This is a genomic window from Paenibacillus borealis (assembly GCF_000758665.1).
Lineage (GTDB): Bacteria > Bacillota > Bacilli > Paenibacillales > Paenibacillaceae > Paenibacillus_AQ > Paenibacillus_AQ borealis.
Genome location: NZ_CP009285.1, coordinates 4943442 through 4968443 on the forward strand (window position 1 = coordinate 4943442; position 25002 = coordinate 4968443).

At 50.6% G+C, this 25002-nt stretch carries 30 protein-coding genes and 1 tRNA gene; 7 read left to right on the forward strand and 24 right to left on the reverse strand.

What is annotated here, in order from left to right:
* Positions 1 to 4: 4 nt before the first annotated feature.
* The 10 genes from PBOR_RS20735 to PBOR_RS20780 all read right to left on the reverse strand — a co-directional run bounded on the left by PBOR_RS20735 (position 5) and on the right by PBOR_RS20780 (position 7768).
* Positions 5 to 514, reverse strand: a complete 510-nt coding sequence (locus PBOR_RS20735) for a metallophosphoesterase (protein WP_042214927.1) — start codon at positions 512 to 514, stop codon at positions 5 to 7.
* A gap of 34 nt (positions 515 to 548) precedes the next feature.
* Positions 549 to 767, reverse strand: a complete 219-nt coding sequence (locus PBOR_RS37735; RefSeq protein ID WP_218918843.1) for a hypothetical protein — start codon at positions 765 to 767, stop codon at positions 549 to 551.
* Between the two features lie 328 nt (positions 768 to 1095).
* Positions 1096 to 1482, reverse strand: coding sequence for a YraN family protein (locus tag PBOR_RS20745; RefSeq protein ID WP_042214929.1), 387 nt, complete (start codon positions 1480 to 1482; stop codon positions 1096 to 1098).
* Entirely contained in the window at positions 1479 to 1781 is a 303-nt protein-coding gene (locus PBOR_RS20750; protein ID WP_042214930.1) for an EscU/YscU/HrcU family type III secretion system export apparatus switch protein, read from the reverse strand. Before PBOR_RS20750 ends, PBOR_RS20745 begins: the two co-directional genes overlap by 4 nt.
* A complete protein-coding gene (locus PBOR_RS20755) occupies positions 1778 to 3970 on the reverse strand; it encodes a hypothetical protein (protein ID WP_042214932.1) in 2193 nt (730 codons plus the stop codon). Before PBOR_RS20755 ends, PBOR_RS20750 begins: the two co-directional genes overlap by 4 nt.
* A 69-nt stretch (positions 3971 to 4039) precedes the next feature.
* On the reverse strand, positions 4040 to 4651 hold the full coding sequence (locus PBOR_RS20760; RefSeq protein WP_245648284.1) for a ribonuclease HII: 612 nt from the start codon (positions 4649 to 4651) through the stop codon (positions 4040 to 4042).
* A gap of 608 nt (positions 4652 to 5259) precedes the next feature.
* Entirely contained in the window at positions 5260 to 6120 is an 861-nt protein-coding gene (gene ylqF, locus PBOR_RS20765; RefSeq protein WP_042214934.1) for a ribosome biogenesis GTPase YlqF, read from the reverse strand.
* A gap of 29 nt (positions 6121 to 6149) precedes the next feature.
* Complete coding sequence (gene lepB, locus PBOR_RS20770; RefSeq protein WP_042214937.1) at positions 6150 to 6770, reverse strand: signal peptidase I; 621 nt, start codon at positions 6768 to 6770, stop codon at positions 6150 to 6152.
* Between the two features lie 205 nt (positions 6771 to 6975).
* Positions 6976 to 7320, reverse strand: a complete 345-nt coding sequence (gene rplS, locus PBOR_RS20775) for a 50S ribosomal protein L19 (RefSeq protein WP_039309361.1) — start codon at positions 7318 to 7320, stop codon at positions 6976 to 6978.
* Between the two features lie 145 nt (positions 7321 to 7465).
* Positions 7466 to 7768, reverse strand: coding sequence for a hypothetical protein (locus PBOR_RS20780; RefSeq protein ID WP_167549556.1), 303 nt, complete (start codon positions 7766 to 7768; stop codon positions 7466 to 7468).
* 278 nt (positions 7769 to 8046) lie between these two features.
* Between PBOR_RS20780 and PBOR_RS20785 the strand changes: the two genes are divergently transcribed.
* On the forward strand, positions 8047 to 9000 hold the full coding sequence (locus PBOR_RS20785) for a hypothetical protein (protein ID WP_042214941.1): 954 nt from the start codon (positions 8047 to 8049) through the stop codon (positions 8998 to 9000).
* 50 nt (positions 9001 to 9050) lie between these two features.
* Here PBOR_RS20785 and PBOR_RS20790 read toward each other — a convergent pair whose 3' ends face one another.
* Positions 9051 to 9308: a hypothetical protein gene (locus PBOR_RS20790; protein ID WP_042214943.1), complete on the reverse strand. Its 258-nt coding sequence runs from the start codon at positions 9306 to 9308 to the stop codon at positions 9051 to 9053.
* Positions 9309 to 9537: 229 nt separating this feature from the next.
* Between PBOR_RS20790 and PBOR_RS20795 the strand changes: the two genes are divergently transcribed.
* A complete protein-coding gene (locus tag PBOR_RS20795; protein WP_042214946.1) occupies positions 9538 to 9732 on the forward strand; it encodes a hypothetical protein in 195 nt (64 codons plus the stop codon).
* 87 nt (positions 9733 to 9819) lie between these two features.
* On the opposite strand, the gene PBOR_RS20800 is transcribed toward PBOR_RS20795, so the two are convergent.
* The 11 genes from PBOR_RS20800 to PBOR_RS37740 form a co-directional block, all read right to left on the reverse strand.
* Positions 9820 to 10680, reverse strand: a complete 861-nt coding sequence (locus PBOR_RS20800; protein WP_042214948.1) for an alpha/beta fold hydrolase — start codon at positions 10678 to 10680, stop codon at positions 9820 to 9822.
* Between the two features lie 181 nt (positions 10681 to 10861).
* A tRNA-Pro gene (locus tag PBOR_RS20805) sits at positions 10862 to 10935 on the reverse strand.
* A gap of 892 nt (positions 10936 to 11827) precedes the next feature.
* Entirely contained in the window at positions 11828 to 12616 is a 789-nt protein-coding gene (gene trmD, locus PBOR_RS20810; RefSeq protein ID WP_042219721.1) for a tRNA (guanosine(37)-N1)-methyltransferase TrmD, read from the reverse strand.
* Positions 12616 to 13140, reverse strand: coding sequence for a ribosome maturation factor RimM (gene rimM / locus PBOR_RS20815; protein WP_042214951.1), 525 nt, complete (start codon positions 13138 to 13140; stop codon positions 12616 to 12618). Before rimM ends, trmD begins: the two co-directional genes overlap by 1 nt.
* Before the next feature lie 93 nt (positions 13141 to 13233).
* Entirely contained in the window at positions 13234 to 13464 is a 231-nt protein-coding gene (locus PBOR_RS20820; RefSeq protein ID WP_019910364.1) for a KH domain-containing protein, read from the reverse strand.
* Between the two features lie 22 nt (positions 13465 to 13486).
* A complete protein-coding gene (rpsP, locus tag PBOR_RS20825; protein WP_019910363.1) occupies positions 13487 to 13759 on the reverse strand; it encodes a 30S ribosomal protein S16 in 273 nt (90 codons plus the stop codon).
* Between the two features lie 381 nt (positions 13760 to 14140).
* Positions 14141 to 15529, reverse strand: coding sequence for a signal recognition particle protein (gene ffh / locus PBOR_RS20830; RefSeq protein ID WP_042214955.1), 1389 nt, complete (start codon positions 15527 to 15529; stop codon positions 14141 to 14143).
* Positions 15530 to 15550: 21 nt separating this feature from the next.
* Positions 15551 to 15907, reverse strand: a complete 357-nt coding sequence (locus PBOR_RS20835) for a putative DNA-binding protein (RefSeq protein WP_042214956.1) — start codon at positions 15905 to 15907, stop codon at positions 15551 to 15553.
* A 148-nt stretch (positions 15908 to 16055) separates the two neighbouring features.
* Entirely contained in the window at positions 16056 to 16703 is a 648-nt protein-coding gene (gene trhA / locus PBOR_RS20840; RefSeq protein ID WP_042214959.1) for a PAQR family membrane homeostasis protein TrhA, read from the reverse strand.
* A 93-nt stretch (positions 16704 to 16796) separates the two neighbouring features.
* Entirely contained in the window at positions 16797 to 18314 is a 1518-nt protein-coding gene (locus PBOR_RS20845) for a carboxypeptidase M32 (protein WP_042214961.1), read from the reverse strand.
* Between the two features lie 90 nt (positions 18315 to 18404).
* The gene (locus PBOR_RS37740; RefSeq protein WP_245647846.1) at positions 18405 to 18818 is read right to left on the reverse strand and encodes a hypothetical protein; all 414 of its coding nucleotides are present in this window, start codon (positions 18816 to 18818) and stop codon (positions 18405 to 18407) included.
* A gap of 329 nt (positions 18819 to 19147) precedes the next feature.
* Here PBOR_RS37740 and PBOR_RS20855 point away from each other — a divergent pair, with 329 nt between their 5' ends.
* The 4 genes from PBOR_RS20855 (at position 19148) to PBOR_RS20870 (ending at position 22840) form a co-directional block, all read left to right on the forward strand.
* Positions 19148 to 19726 carry a beta-class carbonic anhydrase gene (locus PBOR_RS20855; RefSeq protein ID WP_042214966.1) on the forward strand — a complete coding sequence of 193 codons (579 nt, stop codon included), beginning with the start codon at positions 19148 to 19150 and terminating at the stop codon, positions 19724 to 19726.
* A gap of 256 nt (positions 19727 to 19982) precedes the next feature.
* Positions 19983 to 20408 (forward strand): membrane protein, encoded by a 426-nt coding sequence (locus tag PBOR_RS20860; RefSeq protein WP_042219722.1) that lies wholly within the window; start codon positions 19983 to 19985, stop codon positions 20406 to 20408.
* Positions 20408 to 20695, forward strand: a complete 288-nt coding sequence (locus tag PBOR_RS20865) for a YxcD family protein (RefSeq protein ID WP_039309385.1) — start codon at positions 20408 to 20410, stop codon at positions 20693 to 20695. The genes PBOR_RS20860 and PBOR_RS20865 overlap by 1 nt, the downstream gene beginning before the upstream one ends.
* A gap of 477 nt (positions 20696 to 21172) precedes the next feature.
* Positions 21173 to 22840 (forward strand): hypothetical protein, encoded by a 1668-nt coding sequence (locus PBOR_RS20870; RefSeq protein WP_042214969.1) that lies wholly within the window; start codon positions 21173 to 21175, stop codon positions 22838 to 22840.
* A 235-nt stretch (positions 22841 to 23075) separates the two neighbouring features.
* Here PBOR_RS20870 and PBOR_RS20875 read toward each other — a convergent pair whose 3' ends face one another.
* Complete coding sequence (locus PBOR_RS20875; protein ID WP_042214971.1) at positions 23076 to 23429, reverse strand: hypothetical protein; 354 nt, start codon at positions 23427 to 23429, stop codon at positions 23076 to 23078.
* Between the two features lie 203 nt (positions 23430 to 23632).
* Complete coding sequence (locus PBOR_RS20880; protein WP_042214973.1) at positions 23633 to 24472, reverse strand: DegV family protein; 840 nt, start codon at positions 24470 to 24472, stop codon at positions 23633 to 23635.
* A 240-nt stretch (positions 24473 to 24712) separates the two neighbouring features.
* On the opposite strand from PBOR_RS20880, the gene PBOR_RS20885 reads away from it, so the two are divergent.
* A complete protein-coding gene (locus PBOR_RS20885) occupies positions 24713 to 24943 on the forward strand; it encodes a hypothetical protein (protein ID WP_042214975.1) in 231 nt (76 codons plus the stop codon).
* Positions 24944 to 25002: the final 59 nt, after the last annotated feature.

Sequence of the window (25002 nt, forward strand, 5' to 3'; positions counted from 1 at the left end):
TAATTCAGCCTTCTTCACTCGCCACAACGGCATCCCTGATCTGCTCAAAGGACAATGGCATGTAATTCCAATGCTCCACACAAATGTTAAAATGGCTCTTACCTTCATATTTCTGTCCATGAATATGACCGTGCACATTTACGTAAGGCATATGTTTGTTCATATACAGAGGTTCATGGGAGAGCATAAAAAATTCTTTATAGATTAGCGGATATTCACTGACTTCATCAAATCCGGCCTTCAGCCACCAGTCACGCCCGCGTCCGCGGTCATGATTACCGAGAATCAGGATTTTGTAGCCGTTCAGCGCGGAAATGATAGTCCGGGTAGCCTCTTGATTCAAGAATGAGAAGTCCCCCAGATGAAATACCGTATCCCCATTGCCGACCACGGCGTTCCAGCTGGCGATCATCGACCGGTCCATCTCCTCGGCACTGTCAAAGGGCCGGGATTCGAAATCTATAATCAGCTTATGGCCAAAATGATGATCCGAGGTGAAAAAGACACTAGACAATACAGCTCCCCCATTTCAGTGCTTCAAGAATAGTTCACTTATTCCAGTTTCTCTTGGACGAACGCCGGTTCACGTCAACCTGAATCAACTCGGCCAAAGGAGGGGCTTCCTCATGATCGATCAGCCATTGACGCATTTCCTTAATGGCTTCAACCTGTCCGTTCCCCTTATCCTTCCAGGTGAGCAGCTCAATGACATTGATGACCAGTGACAACAGACTGCTGTTGCTGCTTTCCGTTTTTTCTGCACGCATTTTATGGAATAATGCTTCGTGCTCCCAGTCAATCAATATTTCTTCCGCTATTGCAGGCCGCATAACGGTAAATGTCTTATTACAATTGCTGCAGCAGACAACGGACAAAGGCTCTCCGCCCAATTCCGCTACGACTCTGTGCTCGCAATGCTGGCAAGTAAAACTTACCTGTATATCAATCGGTTGATTTCTCACTCGGACAGCCCTCCTCATGGTGACATTAAAAGTTACACTAATGTTTACCCATTTCTTTCGAGAAATGACCCATGGAGCCCATGATATGTCAAGGATAAATAAGCAGAATCATTGAATACAGGCAAAAAAAGAGCTAAAATGCCTCACGAATATGCCGAAGTGAAGCAATACTTAAATCTCTATTTAGCTGTACGGCGATTACATCAAAGGAAATCACCGCTTCATGCAGACCCTGCATATGTAAATACACCTGGGCTGTATTCCTCACCTGGCGGATTTTGCGTTCATCCACTGACTCTTCCGGGGTTCCATGCACACCTGCTCCGCTCCTGCTGCGCACTTCAATGAAGACAATCCCCTCTTCATATTCAGCAATAATATCAAGCTCTCCGCTGCGGCAGCGCCAATTGCATTCCCTGATTATGTAACCCCGCGAGGACAGATACAGACTTGCCGCCTGCTCGGCAGCTGTCCCCTTTTGCCTGCGGGTATAATTCGCCCTCTCGGGCCTGTGACTCATTTCGGTCTCCGTTCCCCGGCAGAACGGTCACTCTGATATACATAACTCAGAATCTCCGCGACCAGCTGGTACAGCTGAGGCGGAATCTGCTGATCGAGATCCAGCTTGGAGAGCACCTCCACCAGCGCGGCATCCTCCTGCACAGCAACCCCGTTCTCTTTTGCTTTTTGCAGAATGATATCGGCTACCGAGCCTTGTCCCTTAGCTACAACAACCGGGGCTTCGCTTTGGCCGGGTATATATTTAAGGGCAACCGCCTTTTTACGGTTCTGCGAAACCTTAGGTTCAGACTCACTCATATGCGGTAATCGACTCCTTTGTAGGAATCCGGAACATAATCGGACTGCTTGGCGGGAGCCGCAGCCGCGCTCAGCTCCGGCAGCGGCTCCGTGCGCAGGCTCGACAGCTGATACCCTATTGACTCAACCGCTGTCTTAATGTCTTCACGGCGCCCCTCTAGGAGTTCCAGCACCCAGGGTTCATTATTGTGGAGCTTAAGGCTGACAATCCGGTCAACGACCTGTACGTCCACCATAGTCTGGCCGAGCTGCTTCATATCCAGATCAAACCACAGGCGGCAGTTCGCCGCATCCAGCTCACCTTTGCGGCCGCGCCGGGACTGGATGTGGACGGAGGCCGTCTCCTGGCCGTCCGGCCCCCGCAGCGGCAGGAACATGGTCACCTGCGCGAACGGTGCGGTGCGGTCCGTATTCAGCAGCAGCTGCTGTCCTGTCAGCTGCTGCACCAGCTGGCCCGCGGCTTCCTTGACCGCGGGCGGGGCCTCGCTGCTGCCGAGAACCTGCAGCAGCACGCCCTTGAGCGTACCGGCGGCATCCTCCGCGCCGCCGGACGCCCCAGGCAGCGCGGCTGCGGCGCTGCCGCCGCGCACGGCCTGCTGCTCGTGCTCCGCACCGAGCAGCTTCAGCACCCGCCCCACCCACGACTCCGTGCCTTGGGCGGGTGCTGTGCCCTGCTGCGGCTGCGCAGCCGCAGCAGAGGCGTCCCCGCGCGGCGCAGCGGGGACCTGCTCTTGCCCCGCCGGTGCTGGCGGGGCGGTGTTGCCCTGCGGCGGCTGCGCGGCCGCAGGGGCAGTCGCGAGCTGCGGCAGCGTGCCGCGCAGCTCGGTGAGCACGCCCTGCAGCTTCGCGAGCAGGGCCGTCCCCATTGTTGCGCCTTCCCGCACTCCTGCGGCCTCATTTCTGCCACCCGCAGCGGCTCCCGCGCCTTCCCGCACTCCTGCGGCCTCATTCCGGCCAGCCGTTGCTCCACCCGCGCCTTCCCTCACTCCTGCGGCCTCGTTCCGGCCAGCCGCAGCGGCTCCCGCGCCTTCACGCACTCCTGCGGCCTCATTCCGGCCAGCCGTTGCTACACCCGCGCCCTCCCGCACTCCTGCAGCTTCGTTCCGGCCAGCCGCAGCGGCTCCCGCGCTTTCCGGGTCAGTGCTGCCGCTTCCTTTGGCCGCACCCGGCCCAGCAGGCTCTGCATCTCCTGCGGACACAGCCTTAATGCCGGAGGCCGCCTCGGACAACGGCAGTTTCTGCGTCAACCCTCCAGGCAGCTCCCCCTCTGCAGCAGAATCTGCATTCAAAGCTGCTGCAGCCTGTCCAGGACTGCCGGCAACTTGCGCATTGCCAGCACTTCCGTTATTACTTCCAGTGTTACTTACCAGCCCTGAGGCAGACTGGGCCACTGCAGAAGCGGCAGTCCCAGAAGGAGCGCCATTACCCGCTACGCCGCTTCTGGCTGCCGGAATGTCAGCATCTGCATTGGCTCCCGGCTGCACACCAGCTGTTACTGTATTTCCGGTCACTGGAGCTGAGCTACCGCCTGTGAGCACTCCAGCCGCAGGTTTATTCCCTCCTGCCGCTTCTGCACCCTTACCACCATCACCCTGCTGCGCCCACACGTTCAGCTCCGCTTCCAGCGTGGCCAGCAGCTGATGCAGCTTCGGCCCGAATACCGCCTGCTGCAGCCCCTTCACCGTCTCAGCGGTAACCGGCAATCCCCGCTTCACAGAGATGACTGCCGCTTCCAGCCATTCCGAGGCTGGCACACCAGGCGGCTTGGCATTCATAACCGCGTCCAGCTTCGCCGCTGTCTCTTTGGTCAATGCCAATCCGCCGGATTGCATGGCCTGAATAATCTCCCGTCCTGCCTTCGAATTCGTAAGGCCCAGCGATTCAATGGCCTCCCCCATACTCTGCGGTGAGGCCAGGGCTGCTTCACCAAGAGAGACCGGCTTCAGCACCGGTAATCCGTTCTCTCCGGGTGTACCTACTTGCAGGTTCAGTGTCTGTCCAGGCGTAAGCGGTGTTTCCAGTTCAGCCCGGACAGGCGTCCCTTGAATCTGCACCACGGCCTCCTTGCCTGAATCAGACACACTTAGTACAACGCCGCGAACAACCTGACCTTCCTTAAGCTCTACAGATTTAGGCTCTCCCGCCTTGCTGTCCCCGAGCAAACCGCGAATGAGTGATCCGATATTCATGTTGTCCGCCTCCTGTCTCTTCTATATTAATATCGGAATGATCTGTCCTTTTGATAACTGCATCTATCCCTAGAACAAAGTCTGCTGCTCGGCAAGAATATTACCTATGAAGCTGCGCCGGTGCATTGGCGTTACACCCAGCGTCTTGATCTGTTCCCGGTGCAGCTTGGTGGCATACCCTTTATGTATTTTGATCCCGTAATCCGGGTATAATTCCTCCCACAAGCCTTCACATAGCCGGTCGCGTGTAACCTTAGCTACAATCGAGGCGGCAGCAATCGACTGGCTATTGGCATCCCCCTTGATAATTGAACGCTGCGGCAGGGGCAAGTCCACCTTCTCCGCATCAATCAGCATATAATCCGGCTGCTGGATTAATCCCTCAACCGCCTTGCGCATAGCCAGACGCGAAGCCTGCTTAATATTTATTTCATCGATCACCGTCGATTCTACATGACCTACACTTACCGCCAGTGCCTGATCCATAATAATCTCATACAAGGCGTCACGCTTCTTAGCCGTCAGCTTCTTGGAATCATCCACACCCTCGATAATCAGCCCGGCCGGCAAAATTACCGCAGCAGCTACCACATCCCCGAACAAGCAGCCCCGGCCCACTTCATCCACACCGGCAATGTGCTGATAAGACAACTCCCAGCCTTCTTTTTCATATAACAGCATATCTATTGTGCTCACTTCTATCCACCTGCCAATCAGCAATTTATCCGGTTCCTCTACTAGCCAGCTTAACATAAGCGGCCATTATGGTCATCCGTCATAATAATGATTTTTTTGGATTTCCAGTCCCTTGATAACACGGGATTTCTTGATCTAATCCTCTATCCGCAGTTGAAACTGGTTTACACAATTGCTCGCTGTCGCTCCTGCAAGTCCAAAACACTTCTTTTTGCTTTCGTTATTCTTTTCCGTTTCTATCTAGCCTTGCTTGCCATTAAATAGCCGGGTTAGCCGCTGCATCGTAACAGTCTCCCAATTAACATTCCTGCACCAAATACAACATTCCCTTCATTAGTTCCGCTCCAATCCCAAAAATGTTGTATGGATTGCAGCATTTCCCCTCCTCCAAGCGACTTAACGGGATTATTGTTGTATTTCATACAACAATCCAGCAGAATACCCAGTTATCATTGACCCAAAGTTGCATTAAGTACAATACTTCTCCGCACTCACCGTTCTCAACGCCAGATACCCGTCCTACCACGCAAAAAAGAGCCAGTCCACAAACACGGATGGCTCTTCCATTCCACAATTCATTCTTAAGTTATAAGTTAAGGCGTCTCCAGCGTAAAACGTCCAAGCTTGCCGGCCCGCAGTTCATGCAGCAGCGCACGTGAAGCCTTCTCCAGATCTACGCGTCCGCCGCTGAGCAGACAGCCGCGCTTACGTCCTACCGCTTCCATTACGGCAACGATTTCGTCCGGGTTCTCCAGATCCTCAGGCAGCTTGTCGATGCCGAAACGCTCCTGGAACCGGCTGCCGTAATCCTTCACCAGATATTTCACCGCATAGAACGCGATATCCTCAATGTTCAGGATTTCTTCCTTGATCGCTCCGGTTACCGCCAGCTTATAGCCTACAACCTGGTCCTCGAATTTCGGCCACAGGATACCCGGGGTATCCAGAAGCTCCAGATTCCCGCCTGTCTTAATCCATTGCTGGCCCTTGGTGACCCCTGGACGGTCTCCGGTAATCGCGATACTTCTGCCCGCCATCCGGTTAATGAGTGTCGATTTGCCTACGTTGGGAATGCCGACGATCAATGCGCGCATTGCCCGCGGGTTAATCCCCCTGGAAATTTGCCGGTCAATCTTGTCCTTCAGCAGCAGCTTGACCTGCTCAGGAATCTCCTTAATGCCTGTCCCGGTAGATGCATCTACAGGATAGGCAACATGACCCTGTTCCTTGAAGTAAGCAAGCCACTTGCGCGTTGCTTCCGGATCGGCCAGATCCGCTTTATTCAGAATAATCAGCCTTGGCTTATCCCGCAAAATATCGTCAATCATCGGATTGCGGCTGGAAAGCGGCAGACGGGAATCAAGCAGTTCTATTGCAATATCAATCAGCTTCAGCTTATCCTCAATTTGCCGTCTAGCCTTCGTCATATGACCAGGAAACCATTGAATGGCCATTGCCGTCACCTCCTTTGACTTCTGTCAGCTTAATGGTTAATGACTGTAATATCTTTGACCGGCCAGAAAATAAGGTCCGCACGGCCGACAATATCACCCAGCGGCACATAACCGATCATCCGGCTGTCTGTACTGTCTGAGCGGTTGTCCCCCATCACAAACACATGTCCTTCCGGCACTGTGCCATCCGTAAAGTCTTCATTGGGGAAGTTCTTATTGTTGTACAAAGAGTTGTTATTATGCGCATTATCAATCGCGCCCTGGATATACGTTTCGTTCACCGGCTCGCCGTTCACAGTAACGACATCCCCTTCAACTTTTACCGTATCGCCCGCCACACCAATAACACGTTTAATGAAGTCTCTGCCTTCAGAAGGCACATGGAACACAATAACCTCCCCGCGTTGCGGCTTACGGATATCATAGAGAATTTCATTCACAATAACCCGTTCTCCCGTATGGAAGTTAGGCTGCATGGAAGGCCCGTCCACGATAAACGGTTTGAACAAAAGCCAGCGTATCAGAATAACCAGAACCAATGCAATTGCTATCGCTTTAATCCATTCCAGGACTTCATTTTTTGGCTTCCGGGGGCTTTGGCCGTCAGATTCAATGATCTCACCTTGCCCGGGCTGCAAATCCTGCTGCATAGTTCACCGTCCTCTCCATATGTTGTTATCTCCACTATACAATACAAAAAAACTCCTGCCAAAAACTCCCCCGCGATTACTCCTTCAGGAGGCCTTTTCGGAGAAGCTGTTCCTAAGGCACATATTTCTTAAATCAATATTTTCATTACATAGCAAGAATAAACGAAAGGGGCTTGAACTCAAGCCCCTTTCACTTGCCGCTATTCTAGCGACGGATTTCTTTAATTCTTGCAGCTTTACCGCGAAGTTCACGAAGATAGTACAGCTTCGCACGACGAACTTTACCACGGCGAGCCACTTCGATTTTCTCGAGCTTAGGCGAGTTGATTGGGAATGTTCTTTCCACACCAACACCATAAGAGATTTTACGAACTGTAAAAGTCTCACCGATACCACCGCCGCGACGTTTGATTACAACGCCTTCGAACAACTGGATCCGTTCACGAGTTCCTTCGATAACTTTTACATGCACCTTCAAAGTATCACCCGGGCGAAAACTCGGGATATCTTTGCGAAGTTGCTCTTGCGTAATTGCTTGTAGGATATTCATTTAGGACTTCCTCCTTCCGTACAGGTGTTCTTGCCTCTTCCGGAGAGCCATTGCTCTCCCTCATTATCCGCAGAGGACCACCGTATTCCACACAACAGAAATAATATTACCACACGAGAGAAATAAAGACAAGTATAAAATTCAACTAGAGTGGCAGCATATCCCGTTTCTTCGCTTTGGCCTTGCAATCCTTGCAGAGCCCGACCACACTTCCGTTATCCTGGGCATAAAAAACCAGCTTACCGTTCTTCTTCTTACAGGAAGAGCAAAGCTGATCTGTAGCGTTCTGCTTGGCCTTGCGGTGCCCTTCCATAGATATTACGTTGCTGGCCTTAACTGTTCTTGGTGCCTCAGGCTGCTCCTTGTTCATCCGGCTGCGGGATATTACATAAACAAATGCACCTACCAACAAAATAATGAAGACCGCCGCATATTGCATTTGGCTCATCCGCTCCTCTGACTTCATCAGTCAAAATAGTAAACAGACCCGGGTTCCGCCTTACCTTCTGTGCCGGTCTGCTCCAGCTGCCAGGATTGATTATCCGGTCTTTAGATCTAACGCTAGTTTAACATATTGTAACGTCAAAATGTAGTCGCCGGGCTGTACTGGACTATGGTCCAGTACAGCAACCCGCCGCCAGCCCGTTATCCATATATTTTCCACAATATATAATAATGAATATACATAATTAAAGCAGATTATTAACCTTCAGGAGGGTATATATATTGAAGAAAAATCACAACACCGCAATTATTGCAGCAGTAGCCGTCTTCTCCATCGCTTTACTGGCCGGATGCAGGGAGCTTCCCGGCAAAGAGGCTGCAGATCAGCAGCTGGAGCAGCAACTGTCCGGAAACTTCCAGCAGGAAGCCGCAGAGGCGGTTAAGCAGAGCATCGGCAAGGCAACCGTCACTATAGGAGATGCAGTCCAGACTACAACGGACTTCATTGAAGACAAGATCAATACGGAGGGAATAAGCAGAGAGTTCACTACATCCCTTCCGGCAGGTTCCGCTTCTGCATTTAAGCTTGATAATGTAGTTGGTGAAATCACCTTAGTTCCTGCTTCCGGTGACGAGATTGTTGTTACAGCTACCGTTATTGTCCATGAACGTTCGGTTAACGATGCGGCCACCCAGATACTAGACCACGCTGAAGTATCAATTGAACATAAAGATGATGTGTTGACCGTCACTACGCACGGCGAGGATAGCCCGAAGAAGAACCTCTGGGACTGGTCAAAGAAGGAATACGGACACTCAGACCTCAGCATTAATTATGTAGTTGAGCTTCCGGATACAGTAGGCCATGTTGAGATTAATAATAATGTAGGGTCCACTCAGCTCCGCGGTCTGCAAGGTACCTTTGATATCGCCAGTAATGTCGGAAGCATCATCCTTCAGGATACTGTTGTTACAGGCAAATCTTCTGTCAAGTCTAACACAGGAAGTATTGAGCTAGGGATTTCCGGCATGGATAACGGCAGCAGTCTCAAAGCTACAAGCGATATAGGTAAAATTTCAGCTGATCTTGCCAGTTCAGTGCAATGTACTGTGGAAGCTAACAGCGAGCTGGGCCATATAGCCGGTGCTGCAAGCGGCAAGCAGCAGGATTATAACGGCGGCGGTCCGCTGGTATCGCTAACCACCCAGATTGGAGCAATATCCGTTAATAATTAGAAAAGTGGGCGTCCTGTTATTCAGGAGCCCACTTTAATTTTGTGCAGTTATCAGATCAGGGCAATGGCCAGCAATGTAAACAAGCTGAGCGTAAGAATTTCACTGCCATAACCGTAATATCCGCCGTAATAATTCCCCGCACCGCCTGGATAAAATGCCGAAGTTTTCATTTTGCCGTTGCCTTTTGTTTTCAGATACACATTGTTCCGGTCGACATCCACAATAATCCCTTCGTGACGTTTGCCGTCGGTGGTCATAATGCGTACCCGCTTATTTTTGCAATGGAGACAATTATAATAAGCTTCCATCTGCTGATTCCTCCTCAATCGTGTTTCTGTATCTTATGAGGGGAGGGATAAGCCGGCAACGGCAATAGCCACGAGGCAAATGTCTATAATTATTTTAGCTGTGAAATCAAGAACTTGTGAACATTGTGTATCATTTTTCAAAGAAAAGGGGTATTATTAAGGTAACAAAAGGAATTGAAGCGCTTACGATTGTGAACAATAATCTACAATTCATAAGGAGGCAGGAATCATGAGCACAGCAGGCAGACGTTTCATTAATGAAGGAGTACTCCGTATCGCCTGGTTCATCATATTCACATCGCTTACCTACACGGTGCGCAATTATACTTGGGCTATTGTACTGCTTATGGTTGTTGCTGTATATTCGCTGGTCACCGGGGTCATCATGCTTACCCGCCAGGATAGGGACAGGGGCAGTGCTTAACCAGCGTTGTTCGATCAAAAGTTAAAAACACTTCCACCAGAGCTTAAAGCCCTGACGGAAGTGTTTTTTCATTTACATTAGAGGAAGTTATTTTATTAAAAAGTTATGCAGCTCTTCATAAGTCTCTTCTGGCGCCTCTTCTGCTAAATAATGTCCGCAATTTATTCCGCGGCCCTCCACTTCTTCAGCCCAATCCCGCCAGACCGACAATACATCATACCATTTCGGAAGTTCACCTTGCTCACTCCATAAGGCTAGAACCGGACAACCAATCTTATGAATTCCCAGGTCTGCCTCGTCTAACTGACAATCGATAGAAGCGCCTGCCCGGTAATCCTCACACATTGCATGAATCGTTCCCGGCTGATGAATACAGCGTAAATAATCGTCCAAGGCTTCCGGATGGAACAGACTTCTGTCCCCCCGAAAATAAAAATCATCCGGATTGCGGCCAATCAGCCGTTCCGGGAGATCGAAGGGTTGTGCCAGAAAGAACCAGTGCCAGAACCCGAGGGCAAATTCTTTATTTGCGCGTCTAAAGGCTTCTCCGGTTGGGATAATATCAAGGACAGCCAGCTTGGTGATGGCTTCAGGGAAATCGAGAGCCAGTCGATAGGCGCATCTCCCCCCTCTGTCATGACCCACAACTGAAAATTGTTTAAATCCCAGCTCCTTCATAACTGCAATTTGATCCCTGGCCATAGCCCGTTTGGAATAAGGAAAATGATCATCTGTTGTTTGTGGTTTGGAACTATCGCCATAACCTCTCAAATCGGGCATAACTACCGTGAATTTCCGGGCCAATTGAGGAGCAATGTGATGCCACATCATATGCGTTTGAGGATGACCGTGCAAAAGAAGTAATGGAGGCCCTTCTCCACCGTGCCTTAAGCGGATTTTCACTTCTCCAGTATCCACTGTTCTTAATTGAAAATCTTCGAATAGCATCTTCTTATCCTCCTTGTTCTAAAAAGCACCTTATCCAAAGTTACCCTCAGAGGTGTTTTTTAATCTTCAGCTGAGTGGAGGATTTGATGAAGGAACGGTTTACGCATAACGTTTTACCGGTAATATCTTTTCAACTTAAAAACACCTCCCACCGATTGTATCGATTGAGAAGTGTTTATAATCGGAGTAACAGGATTCGAACCTGCGGCCTCATCCACCCCAAGGATGCGCGCTACCTGGCTGCGCTATACCCCGACGTTTATGTATGTATGCTTTGCCTACGAAATAAGATACGCGCCCTCTTCTGACAATATGCCGGAAAGCGGTTACTTACTGCCTATATTTTATATATACCGCAGAATCATTTTAGTTTCAAGTACATTCTTTATTTATTTCCTAAACTATTATTCAAATTTTATGGATTTTTCATATAAGCTATGCTATACTCTTGGCACAAGGAAAGGAGGTGCGTTCACATCAAGCATGACATGCTGAACGTATCCCTTACCCGGACCAACGGCTGAAGTACTGGCCCTGGTGGCGCGGGATACGGATCAAAGGTACAAACTAGCGCCTCGGGTAGAGAGACCGTCTTCGGACGGTCTTTTTTTGTGTTTCCTGGTTCTCCCGCATTATGACACAAATAACCGCTAAAGCCAGCGAACCTTAGGTCCGTCTGTATTTAGCGGTTATTTGTGTACTTTGCTATAGTATCACTGAGCCCATGAAACCTGCTGCCAGGGTCTTGTTCATTCCTTGAGTTAGAGGGTTACGATTTACGATTCTTATAGAAATCAATAATATCGCTTACTGTGCGGAGCGGCTCCGCCTCCTTGTGGACAGTGTCCACGGCTGGCTTGAATGGTTCATGCGTATTCGTAGTCACTTTCAGTCATTCCTTTCGATATTTAAGCTAGCTGCGTCTAAAGCTGCATGTTTGATTGCGGCACCTCTATTCATTACCCTAAAAAAAGGGCATTAACGCACATCTGCTCTTATTTTTTGTGTGAAACTTCTGTGTCTGCTAATCTGTTCTATGGATTTGGTCCCCGCATCCGGTTCTCAGCACATAGCAAAAAACGCCTCCCTAACGTAATATACGTTAAAAAGACGCTATCTATGACTCTTATCCGGGCCCAAATTTTATTTATTTCTCATTCAGGCTTGCCTGCTCCTGCAGCCGCTTCAGCGTTTGCTTGTCCTTCGCAGTCAGGTCGGCCGTCTCCAGCAGATCCGGTCTGCGCTCAAGTGTACGCTGCAGCGCCTGCTCGCGCCGCCATACCTCAATGTTGGCATGATGTCCGCTGAGAAGCATATCAGGCACCTTCCAGCCGCGGAATTCCGCAGGACGGGTATAATGCGGATACTCCAGCAGCCCGGTGCTGAAGGAGTCTGTCACCGCAGAAGTCTCGTTGCCCAGTGCCCCCGGCTGCAACCGCACTATGGAATCAATGACAGTCAGGGCAGGCAGCTCTCCGCCGGTCAGTACATAGTCGCCAATCGATAGCTCGTCCGTCACCAGATGCTCGCGGATCCGCTCATCATAGCCTTCATAATGGCCGCAGATGAAGATCAGATGCTGCTCCTGTGCAAGCTCTTCGGCAATCTGTTGAGTGTAGGTCTGCCCCTGCGGACACATCAGAATAATCCGCGGCTTGACCAGTGGACTTATAGCGGCTTCACCAGGACTTGCTTCAGGGCCGGTCTCTGCCAGCACATGCTCAACGGCAGCAAAGATAGGATCCGGCTTCAGTACCATCCCCCCGCCTCCGCCATAAGGCGTATCATCCACGCTGTTATGCTTGTTTCCCGAGAAATCACGGAAGTTGACGGCATTCAGCGATACGATGCCTTTATCACGGGCTTTGCCGAGAATGCTTGTGCCGAATACACCTTCACACATCTCCGGAAAGAGTGTCAGCACGTCAATCCGGATCATGGAAGCAGCCCTTCCATAATGTGTACCGTGATTTTTTTGGCCTCGATATCCACGTTAAGCACTACATCGTTGATGACCGGAATCAGAATATCCTGGCCTTTGGCCGGTTTCACCACCCAGACGTCATTCGCACCAGGCTGCAGAATCTCCGTGATTGTACCCAGCGGCTGGCTGGCATCTTCATCGGTGTATACTTCACAGCCGACAATCTGGTGGAAATAATATTCATTCTCCGGGAGTTCCACCAGGTCATCACTCGGCACTTTAAGCATACTGCCCTTATATTTCTCAACCTCATTAATATTGGTATAGCCCTTCAGCTTAGCTATATACATACCTTTGTGTTCTTTCGCGGATTCTACCGTCACCTCGAATTTCGGGCTTCCGTCCGCCGGAATCAGCAGCAGCTTTTTGCCGGGTGCAAAGCGCACTTCCGGGAAATCGGTATGCGACAGGATTTTGACCTCTCCGCGGATACCGTGGGTATTCACCAGTCTGCCTACTGTTAACTCTTCCGTCATGTTATCCTCTCCTTTGACAAGTTTCGAATATCTATATATTTCAACAAAAAGGAGCCGGGATATACTATCCCTAGCCCCTCATTGTACGCACACTTAAGATAAAATATCTACGGTAACGCGTTTATCGCTCTTGACTGCTGCAGATGTAACTACGGTACGAAGCGCTTTGGCGATCCGTCCCTGCTTGCCGATGACCTTACCGACATCATCAGGATGTACGGAGAGCTCATAGACAATCAGGTGATCCTTCTCCACGGTCCGTACGGTCACATCCTCTGGATGATCCACTAAAGCCTTAGCAATAACACCAACTAATTCTTCCATAGAGGACCCTCGCAATCAGTCATTATTTCTGTTGCTTCAGCTCATGGAACTTCTTCATCACGCCAGCCTTGGAAAGCAGGTTGCGGACGGTATCAGATGCTTGTGCACCTGTTTGAAGCCATTTAAGAGCTTTTTCCTCATCAATCTTAACGACTGCCGGTACTTCAATCGGATTATAATAACCGATTTCCTCGATAAAACGACCGTCACGAGGGGACCGGGAATCGGAAACCACTACACGGTAGAAAGGCGCTTTATGTGCTCCCATTCTTTTCAAACGAATACGTACTGCCACGAAATTCACCTCCTTATAAGAATATCGGAATTATTATTAACCTTTGGGACAAACCTTTTTCGATCCCTCCCAAACCCTCCCTTCCAAGGGAGGGCCCCAAGGGCTCTGCCCTCTGGACACCCGTCTAAGTGCAACTAGCGTAGGCGTTCAGACTGGCGGGACCTGGGGTGGTTTGGATGAAAGAGCGCTTTTCCTCCCTGCGGGATACGCTTGACTGCGGCGCTCTCTAGAAACGGGGAAGAGAATTAAAGAATTAAGATCCTTAAGATCAAGAGATTAAGATCAAAACCACTCTCGATCATCTGATGTTGTACTATATCTGATCTATGGTAAACCATAAAGGATAAGAAACTTAAAAAATCAAAGATTAGAGACTAAAGATTAACGGAAAGGGAATTTCATACCGCCCTTGCCGCCAAGGCTCTTAAGCTGCTTCATGGCGTTCTTCTTGCCGCCCTTACCTCCGCCGCCCATCATGCCGGAGAACTGCTTCATCATCTTGCGCATTTCATCGAACTGCTTGATGAGCCGGTTCACCTCGGCGACGTTGGTACCGCTGCCTGCAGCGATACGCTTGCGGCGGTTGTGGTTGATGATCTCTGGCTGGGCTTTCTCGGCCTTGGTCATGGAATGAACAATGGCTTCGACGCGTCCCATCTGCTTATCGTCAACCTTCAGATCCTTCATGCCCTTGGCTTTGTTCATGCCAGGCAGCATATCAAGAATCTGGTCGATCGGGCCAAGCTTCTTGACCTGATCCATCTGCTCCAGGAAATCATCGAACGTAAATTCCGCATTACGCATCTTACGTTCCATTTCCTTCGCTTTCTCGGTATCGATATTGGCCTGAGCCTTCTCGATCAGCGACAGCATGTCGCCCATGCCGAGTATCCGTGATGCCATACGTTCCGGATGGAACGGCTCCAGCGCATCGATCTTCTCGCCAAGAGCGGCGAATTTGATCGGGCAGCCGGTTACGGCCTTGACGGACAACGCGGCACCACCACGGGTGTCACCGTCAAGCTTCGTCAGCACTACGCCGGTAAGCTCCAGCTGTTTGTTGAAGCTGTCAGCCACATTCACGGCATCCTGACCGGTCATGGCATCGACTACAAGCAGCACTTCGTCAGGAGTTACGACGTTATGTATCTGCTTCAGCTCTTCCATCAGCTCTTCATCAATATGCAGGCGGCCTGCAGTATCGATAATGACATAATCGAGGTTATTGTCCTTCGCATGCTGAACACCTTGTCTGGCAATTTCCACCGGACTTGTCTGATCACCCAGCGAGAAGACCGGAACCTTAATTTGCTCTCCCAGCACCTGAAGCTGCTTGATCGCCGCAGGACGGTAGATGTCAGCCGCTACGAGCAGCGGGCGGTGATTGCCCTTCTGCAGCAGCTTCGCAAGCTTGCCCGAAGTGGTTGTCTTACCCGCACCTTGCAGACCCGTCATCATAATGACGGTCGGCGGCTTGTTCGACTTCGCCAGCTTCGCCTGGCTTCCGCCCATCAGCTCAGTCAGTTCCTTGTTAACGATGTCGATAATGACCATGCCTGGCGTGAAGCTGTCCATCACTTCCTTGCCGACGGACTTCTCTTTCACCTTGGACACGAAGTCCTTGACGACTTTGAAGTTAACATCGGCTTCCAGAAGGGCCAGCCGCACTTCGCGCATGGCTTCGTTTACGTCTTCTTCGGATACTTTCCCTTTGCCGCGCAGTTTGCTGAACACATTCTGCAATCTTCCGGTTAAACCTTCAAATGCCATATGCGGCTTGCTCCCTTCCTGCTACTCTAACCTCTGCAAACAATCCACGATGTCCGTGAACCGCAGTTTATATTGCTCAGGCAGCATCCCATTGTCCGGCAGTCTGCGCAGTTCTTCTAAATATCTGTTGCGGTCTTCATGTTTGGACAGCAGTCCAAGCTTCTCTTCATAATTCTCAAGAACTTGCTCCGCCCGCTTAATATGCTCATACACAGCTTGACGGCTGATTTCAAATTCCGCAGCGATCTCTCCCAGGGAGAAATCATCGTGGAAATAATATTTAAGAAACGTTTGCTGCTTGTCAGTAAGCAGCCGTTCGTAGAAAGCAAATAGCAGGTTGATCCGGTTGGTTTTCTCGAGCCTATTCTCCTGACTCATTAAGGGCACTCCCTTCGTCAAGGAAAAACACTTTACAGCTTCACAACGTCCCTTATGATACCGAAAACAAAGAAAGATGTCAAGCCTTTTTGCTTGTCATCTTTTTCTTTGCCCGAAACCGGCATTTCGGAGGTGAATTCCGGCCTGCTTAGTGAATCGGCAGGATGTATAAGAATACAACGAAGAAGTGAAGAATCGTCCCTGCAAGCACGAACAAATGCCAGATGGCATGATGGTACGGGAAGCCGCGCCATACATAAAAAACTGTGCCAAGCGTGTACAGCAGACCGCCTACCATCAACAGAGTCATGCCGCCGCTGGCCACAACCTCAGACAGAGGGCTCCAGGCGATCACGATCATCCAGCCCATGGCGATGTAGAAAATGGTCGACATGAACAGGAACTTTTTGACGAAAAACGCTTTGAAAAAGACGCCGAATACCGCTACTCCCCAGGCGATCCCGAATAAAGTCCAGCCCAGTGGCCCCCGGATCGCCACCAGCATAAAGGGTGTATACGTTCCAGCGATAAATAGATAAATTGAAGAGTGGTCGAGGAATTCAAAGAAGTCCTTCGCCTTGCCGTCCCTGAGACTATGCACCATTGTTGAATTAAAATACAGCAGCAGCATAGTTGCCCCATATATGGAGAAACTGACAACATGCCAGGCCGTACCATTCTGGGCAGCATATACGACCAGCAGAACCAGCGCAGCAATACTTAATACTGCACCAATCCCGTGTGTAATCGCGTTCGCAACCTCTTCCTTGCGGCTGTAAGTGTGAGTATTAGCCATCCCACTATTCCTTCCGTTTGCGGTTTCCTTCTATTATAGCTCTTTCCCTGGGGTCCTTCCAGCTTACGGCAGCCGCAAGGAATACTTCTCCGGTTACAGCTTGTACAGGTCAGTGTACTTTGCTTCCAGATAATCAGCCAGATAATCCGGATTCAGCGGTTCCCCTGTTACCTGCTCGATAATCTGCGATGGTGTCAGGCTCTGACCGTAGCGGTAGATTTTGTCCGTGAGCCATTCCTTGATAGGCAGCAGGTTACCGGCGGCAATCAGCTCTTCGAACTCCGGCAGCTCCTTGCGCAGCGTATTCAGCATCTGGGCAGCGTACATGTTGCCAAGCGAATAAGAAGCGAAATATCCGAAGTCTCCTCCCGACCAGTGAACATCCTGCAGCACGCCAAGCGCATCCGTAGGAGGGGTTATGCCGAGATATTCCTGATACTTCGCGTTCCATGTCTTCGGCAGATCCTTCACTTCAAGCCCTTCGTTGAAAATAAGCTTCTCGATTTCGTAGCGTACAATAATATGCAGGTTGTAAGTCAGCTCATCGGCTTCGATGCGGATGAAGGAATTGCCTACACTGTTGATAGCGCGGTAGAAATCCTCCATTTCCACATTTGCAAGCTGTTCCGGGAAATGCTGCTGCAGGTCGCCGTAGTAACGCTGCCAGAAGGCCCGGCTGCGGCCGATCATATTCTCCCATAGTCTGGACTGGGATTCATGAATCCCCATGGATGCGCCTTGAGCCAGCGGTGTGCCGATAAGCTCTTCACCGAAATTCTGCTCGTACAGGGCATGTCCGCCCTCATGCAGGGAGCTGAAGATCGAGCTGGTCACATTATCCAGCAGATAGTTTGTTGTAATCCGCACATCGCCGGGATTCAGGCCTGTAGCGAACGGATGCACACTTTCATCCAGACGTCCAGCCTCAAAGTCGTAGCCCATCTGCTCAAGCAGGAAGAGGCCGAACTTCTCCTGCTGCTCTTTGGGGAAGATCTGGCTCAGGAATTCCGTATCCGGCTTGTTCGGTGACGCGCTGATCGCTTCGGCAAGAGGAACAAGACGGCTGCGCAGACGGCTGAAGATGTCGTCCACTTTGGCCACCGTCAGATCCGGCTCATACATATCCAGCAGCGTGTCATAACGGGAGCCTTCTACGCCCCAATAATCGATGAACTCCTGTTTGAACTCGACAATCTTGGTCAGGTAAGGCTCGAAGGAGGCAAAATCGTTGTTATCCTTGGCCTCTTCCCAGATGGTCTGCGCATGGGCGGCCAGAACAGAGTACTCCTCAAATCTTTTGGAAGGAATGCTCTTGCTGCGGATGTACTCCTTGCGGGTGTCATTTACGATCTTGTTCTCATTATCGCTTAACTGGCTCATCACTTCCGGACGGCTGAAGTATTCGGTAAAAGCACCAATCTCCTCCGATACCTGCAGCTTGAACGCTTCTGCACTCAGCATGCCGAGCGTGGCTGAACGCATCTCCACACCTTTACGCGGTGCACCTGTACGCAAGTCCCAGCCCAGGAGCCCAATGGCTTCATAATAGCCTCTGATTTTGAATAATAGCTCTTTAAATTTGTCCCACTCTTCTTTGACCAATTGTTCCATTGGATGAGCACCTGCCTTGTCTAATTTATCCACTCCTCTTGATGATACTTTTATTAAACTTTATAATCAAATATCGCCTGCACCAGCACTTCAAAATCTCAGATAATTCATACAGGTAATCAATATATGGGTCAGCCCAAAAATTGTACACGGAACGAGAAGCACATAGTTCTTCATCCAAAGCCCTGTTAAGAAGAAATATAAAGGCGGCATGAAAGCAATCCCCAGAATGAGTAACCACGGAGCTACAAGCCCGTTATAATAAAAAATCCAGGATATGTAATAAGCGGCTAAGGACAGCCCTGCTAATCTGAGATAAATGCTGCTGTTAGTTCCATCTCTTTTATTGATCAGAACAACCATCAGAATAACGGTTACCACTCCGAACAAGCCCTCGATAATATTCAGTACAGGATAGGCAGAGCTATTTCTTGTAAGCACATTGTTTGCCGGAGGCACCAGCATCCAGATTAAATTCGGAAGCAGCTGTAATGCGTATAACAATACACCCCTAAACGAAAATTGAAATCTGCAACTCATAAAGTCCCCTCCAAATATTTTAATGGATACAATATACAGCAGGTTGAATTAAACCTAATCGGTCTCCGGACGGGTTATTCAAAGCAGGTTCAGAATTCTAAATTGACGGCCGTTTATTAAAATACGTATAATCAATTTCAGAAGATACTTCTTCAAATTTGAAATACCCGCATTCATCAATCGGGATCCGGGCAGTAATATTCGTATTATGAAGAACTTTAAGTTTGCCGCAAGACGCTGTAGAATGAATTACAACTAAAAAACCACCAAACCTTAGAGGAGGCAGCACGCTCATGAGTCAGGTCACAGAAATACTGAAATTTAACAAGCATTTTGTTGAGGAAAAAGAATACGAAGCCTATCTGACCAGCCGCTTTCCGGATAAAAAAATGCTGATCATCACCTGCATGGATACCCGGTTGGTTGAGCTTCTGCCCAAAGCGATGAATTTCAAGAACGGCGATGTCAAAATCATTAAAAATGCCGGGGCCGTCATCTCCCAGCCGTTCGGTAGCGTAATGCGCAGCGTCATGGTTGCGCTGTATGAGCTGGATGCGGATGAAGTTATCGTCGTCGGGCATTATGAATGCGGCATGGCCTCCCTGAATGCGGACCGGATGATCAATTCCATCAAGGAACGCGGTGTCTCTGAGCAGGTGCTCGACACTTTGGAGAATTCGGGAATTAAGCTGACCAAATGGCTGCGCGGGTTTGACAATGTGGAGGAAGGGGTAATTCAGACTGTGGAGCTGATCAAGCGCCATCCCTTACTCCCCCCAAACGTACCTATTCACGGCATGATCATCGATCCGGCAACCGGAGCGCTTGAGCTTGTCTCGGATGGATACGCGGAGCATAAGGCAACTCTCTGAAACTGCTGTTTGCGTGGATCCCGGATCCACGCACTTTTTTTGCCCGCAGGAATCTTGAAGCCAGTTAACATTTCTATTTGTGATTATTAAAAATTGAAACCTCCCGATGGTAACCTGCGTATTACCGGGCAGACACACAGAAACTACTGTGAACAAGACGGATGCTAATTCTTCAAAGGCTGGTTTTGTCCGCTGCAGATTCTGGAATGTCTGTATTTACCAAACTTCCGGGAGGTTCTCGTACTAAATGAAATCAATGAAACGTGTAATGATGATCGTCATGGCCTTCACCCTGTTCTTTGCCGTAACAGTTCCTGACTTTGCAGATGCACGCCGTGGCGGCGGCTTCAAATCAGGTAGCCGGGGCTTCACCACTACTCCGAAGAAATCAACAACAAATAATGTGAAACAAAGTGATAGCACCAAAGGTACTACAGCCGGAAGCACAACGAATGCAAACCGCGGATTCTTCAGCGGAGGCAGTCTGATGAAAGGCCTGATGATCGGCGGTATCGCCGGCTTCCTCTTCGGCGGAATGTTCTCCGGCATGGGCGCTTTCGGCAATATTATCGGCCTCTTTATTAATATGCTGGCCATTTATCTTGTCGTTATGATGATCATGACCTTCTTCCGCCGCAGACAGGAACGCCGCAGAATGCAGGAAAGAGACGGACGTTACTAATGAGTGTTACCGTACTCAGTATGGACGAGATTATCAATGCAATCTGCCTGCATATGGCTGAACGCAAAGCTGTACGGGTGGAGGAAGTCCGGGTGGAACTTAGCTGGGACGAAGACACCGGCTATACCGCAGAGGTCTGGGTCCAGGGCCGCAGCCAGTTCCTGGTCGAATCCAATTTGATTGAATCGATTCTGCGTTATCTGCACAGCGAATACGGCATCCGAGCTTACCGTGAAAATGTACGCCTTGAGCTGGATGAAGAAATCACTGCTGTTGTCACTATGTAAAATTAATACACCGTCCGCTGATCCATTCAGCGGGCGGTTTTTTTGTGCTTGTGGGTTGGGGTTGGGGTTGGGGTTGGAGCTAAGTGGAAAAACAGCATCTATTACAGGAGAAGTCTTTATCATCGCCGGAATAGTTGGATAAACAACACTTAATGATCTGCAAAATCGTAAATAACGGAATATGTGTTGAATTAAGTGCCTTATTTCCATCTACTGTCTGCAAAAAGCATGAAACGTGAGCAATAAGTGCTTTATATCCAACTATCTTCGCCTTTCATTTTTCTTTCAGGAACAACTGGTATATTATCTCAGAACATTTGCTTGCCGGAGAAGTCACAGCTTCTGAAGCGGGTTATGTAAGAAGCTTGACGGCATTGCAGAAGCTCACAAACTGAGAGTTTATAGCCCTGATGCAGCAGTGTACGAATACATACGTTCAGGCTTAGGCTCACATCATGTTTAGGAGGACCAGAGATCATGTCGAGATTAACCAAATGCCTGTTCACAGGCACGCTGCTGTCTGCACTGCTCTTGTCAGGCTGCGGCAACCAGGCACAGGAAGGGACTATTCCGGTAGCCAGTCCGGATAGTGCAGAGATTACAGAGACTAGTGCTGTCCAGAGCTTCACCGGAAAAATCAGCAGCATCAGCGGAAACGAAATTACGCTCAATAAGGCTCAATCGGGCGGCACCCAGGAGTCCGGGATGGCTGAACCTGATTCGGCCGGGAAAGCTGCGGCGGATGGCGGGAACGGGGTCGCGGATGGTGCGGCGGCGGATGATACTGGTAAGGAAGGTACGGTTGGTGAGAACGGGAATACCGGAGACACCGCAACGACTGGGAGTACCGGGGATGCTGCCGACGGGAGCAGCACTGTGGGAAATTCTGAGGCAGCCGGGAGTACTGGCAGTTCTACTGGCGGAAGTGAGACTACTGAAAACACTTCAGAAGCTGGATCTACCGGCAGCAGTGGGGTTAGCGGGATTAATGCGGCAGAGGGAGTGGACGGTTCTTCAGCGGGCAATGGTACGGCAGGAAGCAACTCTAACAGCGGCTTCACTCCGCCCGCTCTCCAGTTTACTGACGAGACAGTGGTTATTACAGTTGACGAGAGTACGGAGTTTATAACCCAATCAGACACCGCAGAAACCGGCTCCTCTTCAGAAGCAGCTGCCGGTGCTTTGACTCTGGCAGATCTGCAGGCAGGCGACATCCTCACAGTTACGCTGATCGAAGGTACGCTAACTGCGGCCCGGATTGAGCTGCAGAGCGGACTTGTTGCCGGCGGGGGCGGGCTGACGGCGGCGCCGGAGGCCAGCGCCAGCCCTCTCCCGCTGCCCAGCCCGGGAGATGACGGTAAGCCGCAGCAGTCTCCGGGTGCCAAGCCGGACGGACAGGCTGCCCCGCCGCAGGACGGCAAGGCGGGCGAACGGCCCGCCGGAGGCCCAGACGGCGGGCCTGCAGGCGGAGCACCCGGGGGCGGCGCGCCTGCGGGTGCCGGAGGCGGAGCAGCGGACGGCGCTGCTCCGGGCAGTACCGGCGGCGCTCCCTCAGGCGCGTCGGGCAAGCCTGCGGCCAGCACTTCCACTGCGCCCGGCGCCAGCGCGGGCGCTAGCAGCAAGCCTGCCGCAAGCGCGAAGCCTGCGGCAACCCCTGCAGCGGGTGCGAAGCCCGCTGACGCAGATGGTGGTGGCAGCGGCGGGATGGCTCCCGGTGCTGCCATGAGCTTCGGCAAGATCAAGAGTATCAGCGGCAGCAAGATTACTCTGTATACAGCCGAAGCGCCGTCCGCTGCTCCCCAGGATGGAGCAGCACCTGCGGGAGGCCCGCAAGGCGCGGTGCCTTCGGGCAGACCAAGCGCCGAGCCGGGAGCCGGAGACGGCGGCCAGGGCAGTGGCGGCCAAGGCGGCAGGCCGCAGGGACAGGGCGGCGGGCAGATGAGCTTCTCGGAAGAAACCACCGTTATAACGGTGGCATCGGATACGAAGCTTATTTCTATTACTTTTACAGATGGCAAGCGTACAGAGACTACGATCGCCTTGTCCACGCTCAAGGCAGGCGATATCATTCAGTACACGCTGAAATCAGGCACAGCTGAGGCCGAGAGCATCAGCCTCAGCAGCGGCGGACCCGGCGGTAAATAAGAAGTACAGTACCCGGAACTTGACCTGATTCCAAGCTGCGGGTTCTAGCGGCTCTCCACGCAATCAGAATAACCGGATCGGCAACAAGCTGATCCGGTTATTTTTCATAAGCGTTATTCCCTCTACTCTACTCACAGCACCCGTTACAACGTTACAACAGTAGACTACACCTGTAATCCACATCAGCCACAGCAGTCACAACCGGGTCCGGCAAGCTCACCAACCCGCTCCAGCCTCAGATTAAAGAAATAGCCAGCAGCTCGAACAACACCAGCGGCAGGATCACGTTATTGTTCACCGGACCAGGGTACGGATAACCCGGACCTGGATAAGGCTTGTAGTAAGGATTGTAGTAGCCGCGGCCCATTTCTGTAGTTATGGTCACGGTGAGGTACAGATGCTTACTGTCCATGCCGGCGATGGTGCCTTCATGCATCTGTCCGTCGATGGTTTGCACCTTCACATTATGATTCAAATAAGGCTTACAGGACTGGTGCAGAGAATCGCGGACACCGTGCAGATGCTGGACTACCGCAGGGTCTGCCTGGTAGATAACCGCTGATTGCGGCCCACTATGATATGTCGACATGAATGTTTGACCTCCGTATAAATGGATTTGCTACATTCTATGCACATGCCCAGCCCAGGGTGCCTAGCCCGCCTGTCGTCCCTCGCCTGCTTCTTGTAATCCCTTCGTTTTCTATACAAATGCATACTAAAAAGCCGCACACCGGAAATTCCATGTATACGGCTTCGCTATTCACTTATCTCCATTAATTCTGTTTCAGCAGCCTAAAAAGCAACTCCGATTCCACCCTGCCCTGCATAAGTACCCATCACAGGACCCATGGTAGACAGCAGAATTTCTTTGAACGGATGCTTCTCCAGAATGCGCGCCTTAATTTCCAGCGCCAGCATCTCGCAATTGCTATGGACTATGGCGATTACCGCCTGTTCATAATCATGCTGCTTCTGATCAAGCTTGGCCAGCAGATGACTCAGTGCCTTAGGAAGTCCACGGGTCTTCTCGACCACTTCAACGGTTCCCTCTTCGCTGATCTTCAGCAGCAGCTTGATGTTCAGCACAGAAGCTACGGCACCGGAGATCCGGCTCAGCCGTCCGCCTTTGATCACATTCTCCAGAGTATCCAGTGTGAAATAAGCGGTGGTTTCTTCAACCTTGTGCATCACTTTATCTTTCAATTCAGCCAGACTTGCTGCCGTCAGCGACCATTTCGCCGCCATAGCCACAATTAGGGTCAGTCCGCCCGAAAAAAGCTTGGAATCTATAATTTCAATCGCATTCGGATGTCCTTCTTCCTCGTACATCTCCTTGGCGATCATTGCGGTCTGATAAGTACTGCTGATATTGGAGGACATGCAGATGACCATAATGTCAGTGCCTGCTTCCACTTGTTTGAAATTGTCCAGGAATACCTGCGGGCTTGGGCTTGCCGTTGTCGGCAGTTCCTTCGCTTCATGCATTCTCGCATAAAAAGTCTTCGCGTCCGTATCATAGGGCATTAGTTCATGACCGAAATGAACCGGCAAATGGACAATGGAAATGTCATACTGCTCAACGTATTCTGGGGGTAAATCGGAACCGCTATCCGTTATAATCTTGATGGGCATCAGAGTGCTCTCCTTTCAATTCTATACTAGTATAGTCACCTTTTTTGTAAATCAATAGTACAATTTATAACTTGTCAAAAGCGTTTTTTTGTGCTTAGTGTTTATTTTCACAGCTCAAGAGACAAATCTGCAAGAGGGATTGTTACCATCTGCGACCCAAAACAGCTGCATGAGGTTCTTTCTTAACTTCCCGTCTTGTGATATGGTTTATGAATAAGTGAATAGAAATGGAGTGTAACGATGAGCAAGAACAGAGTGTGGAACAGAGGCAAACATAATGGTGCCGGCCTGTCCAAAAAGAACCCCGCTAACGCAGAATCCGAAGGTACAGCAGAGACGGCTGCGGCAGAGAACATCAGCGCCGAGGAAACTCTGAATCCGCGGATTGATACAGTGAAACCGATGAACCGCAGCAATTGGGTATCCAGACCCGTCCGCGTGAAACCGCAGAACCCCGAGCGCAATAAGTAGCTTCACCTTTATATGAAGGAGCAACCGAATATTTCCGCATCCAAAAAAGAGGAGCCGCA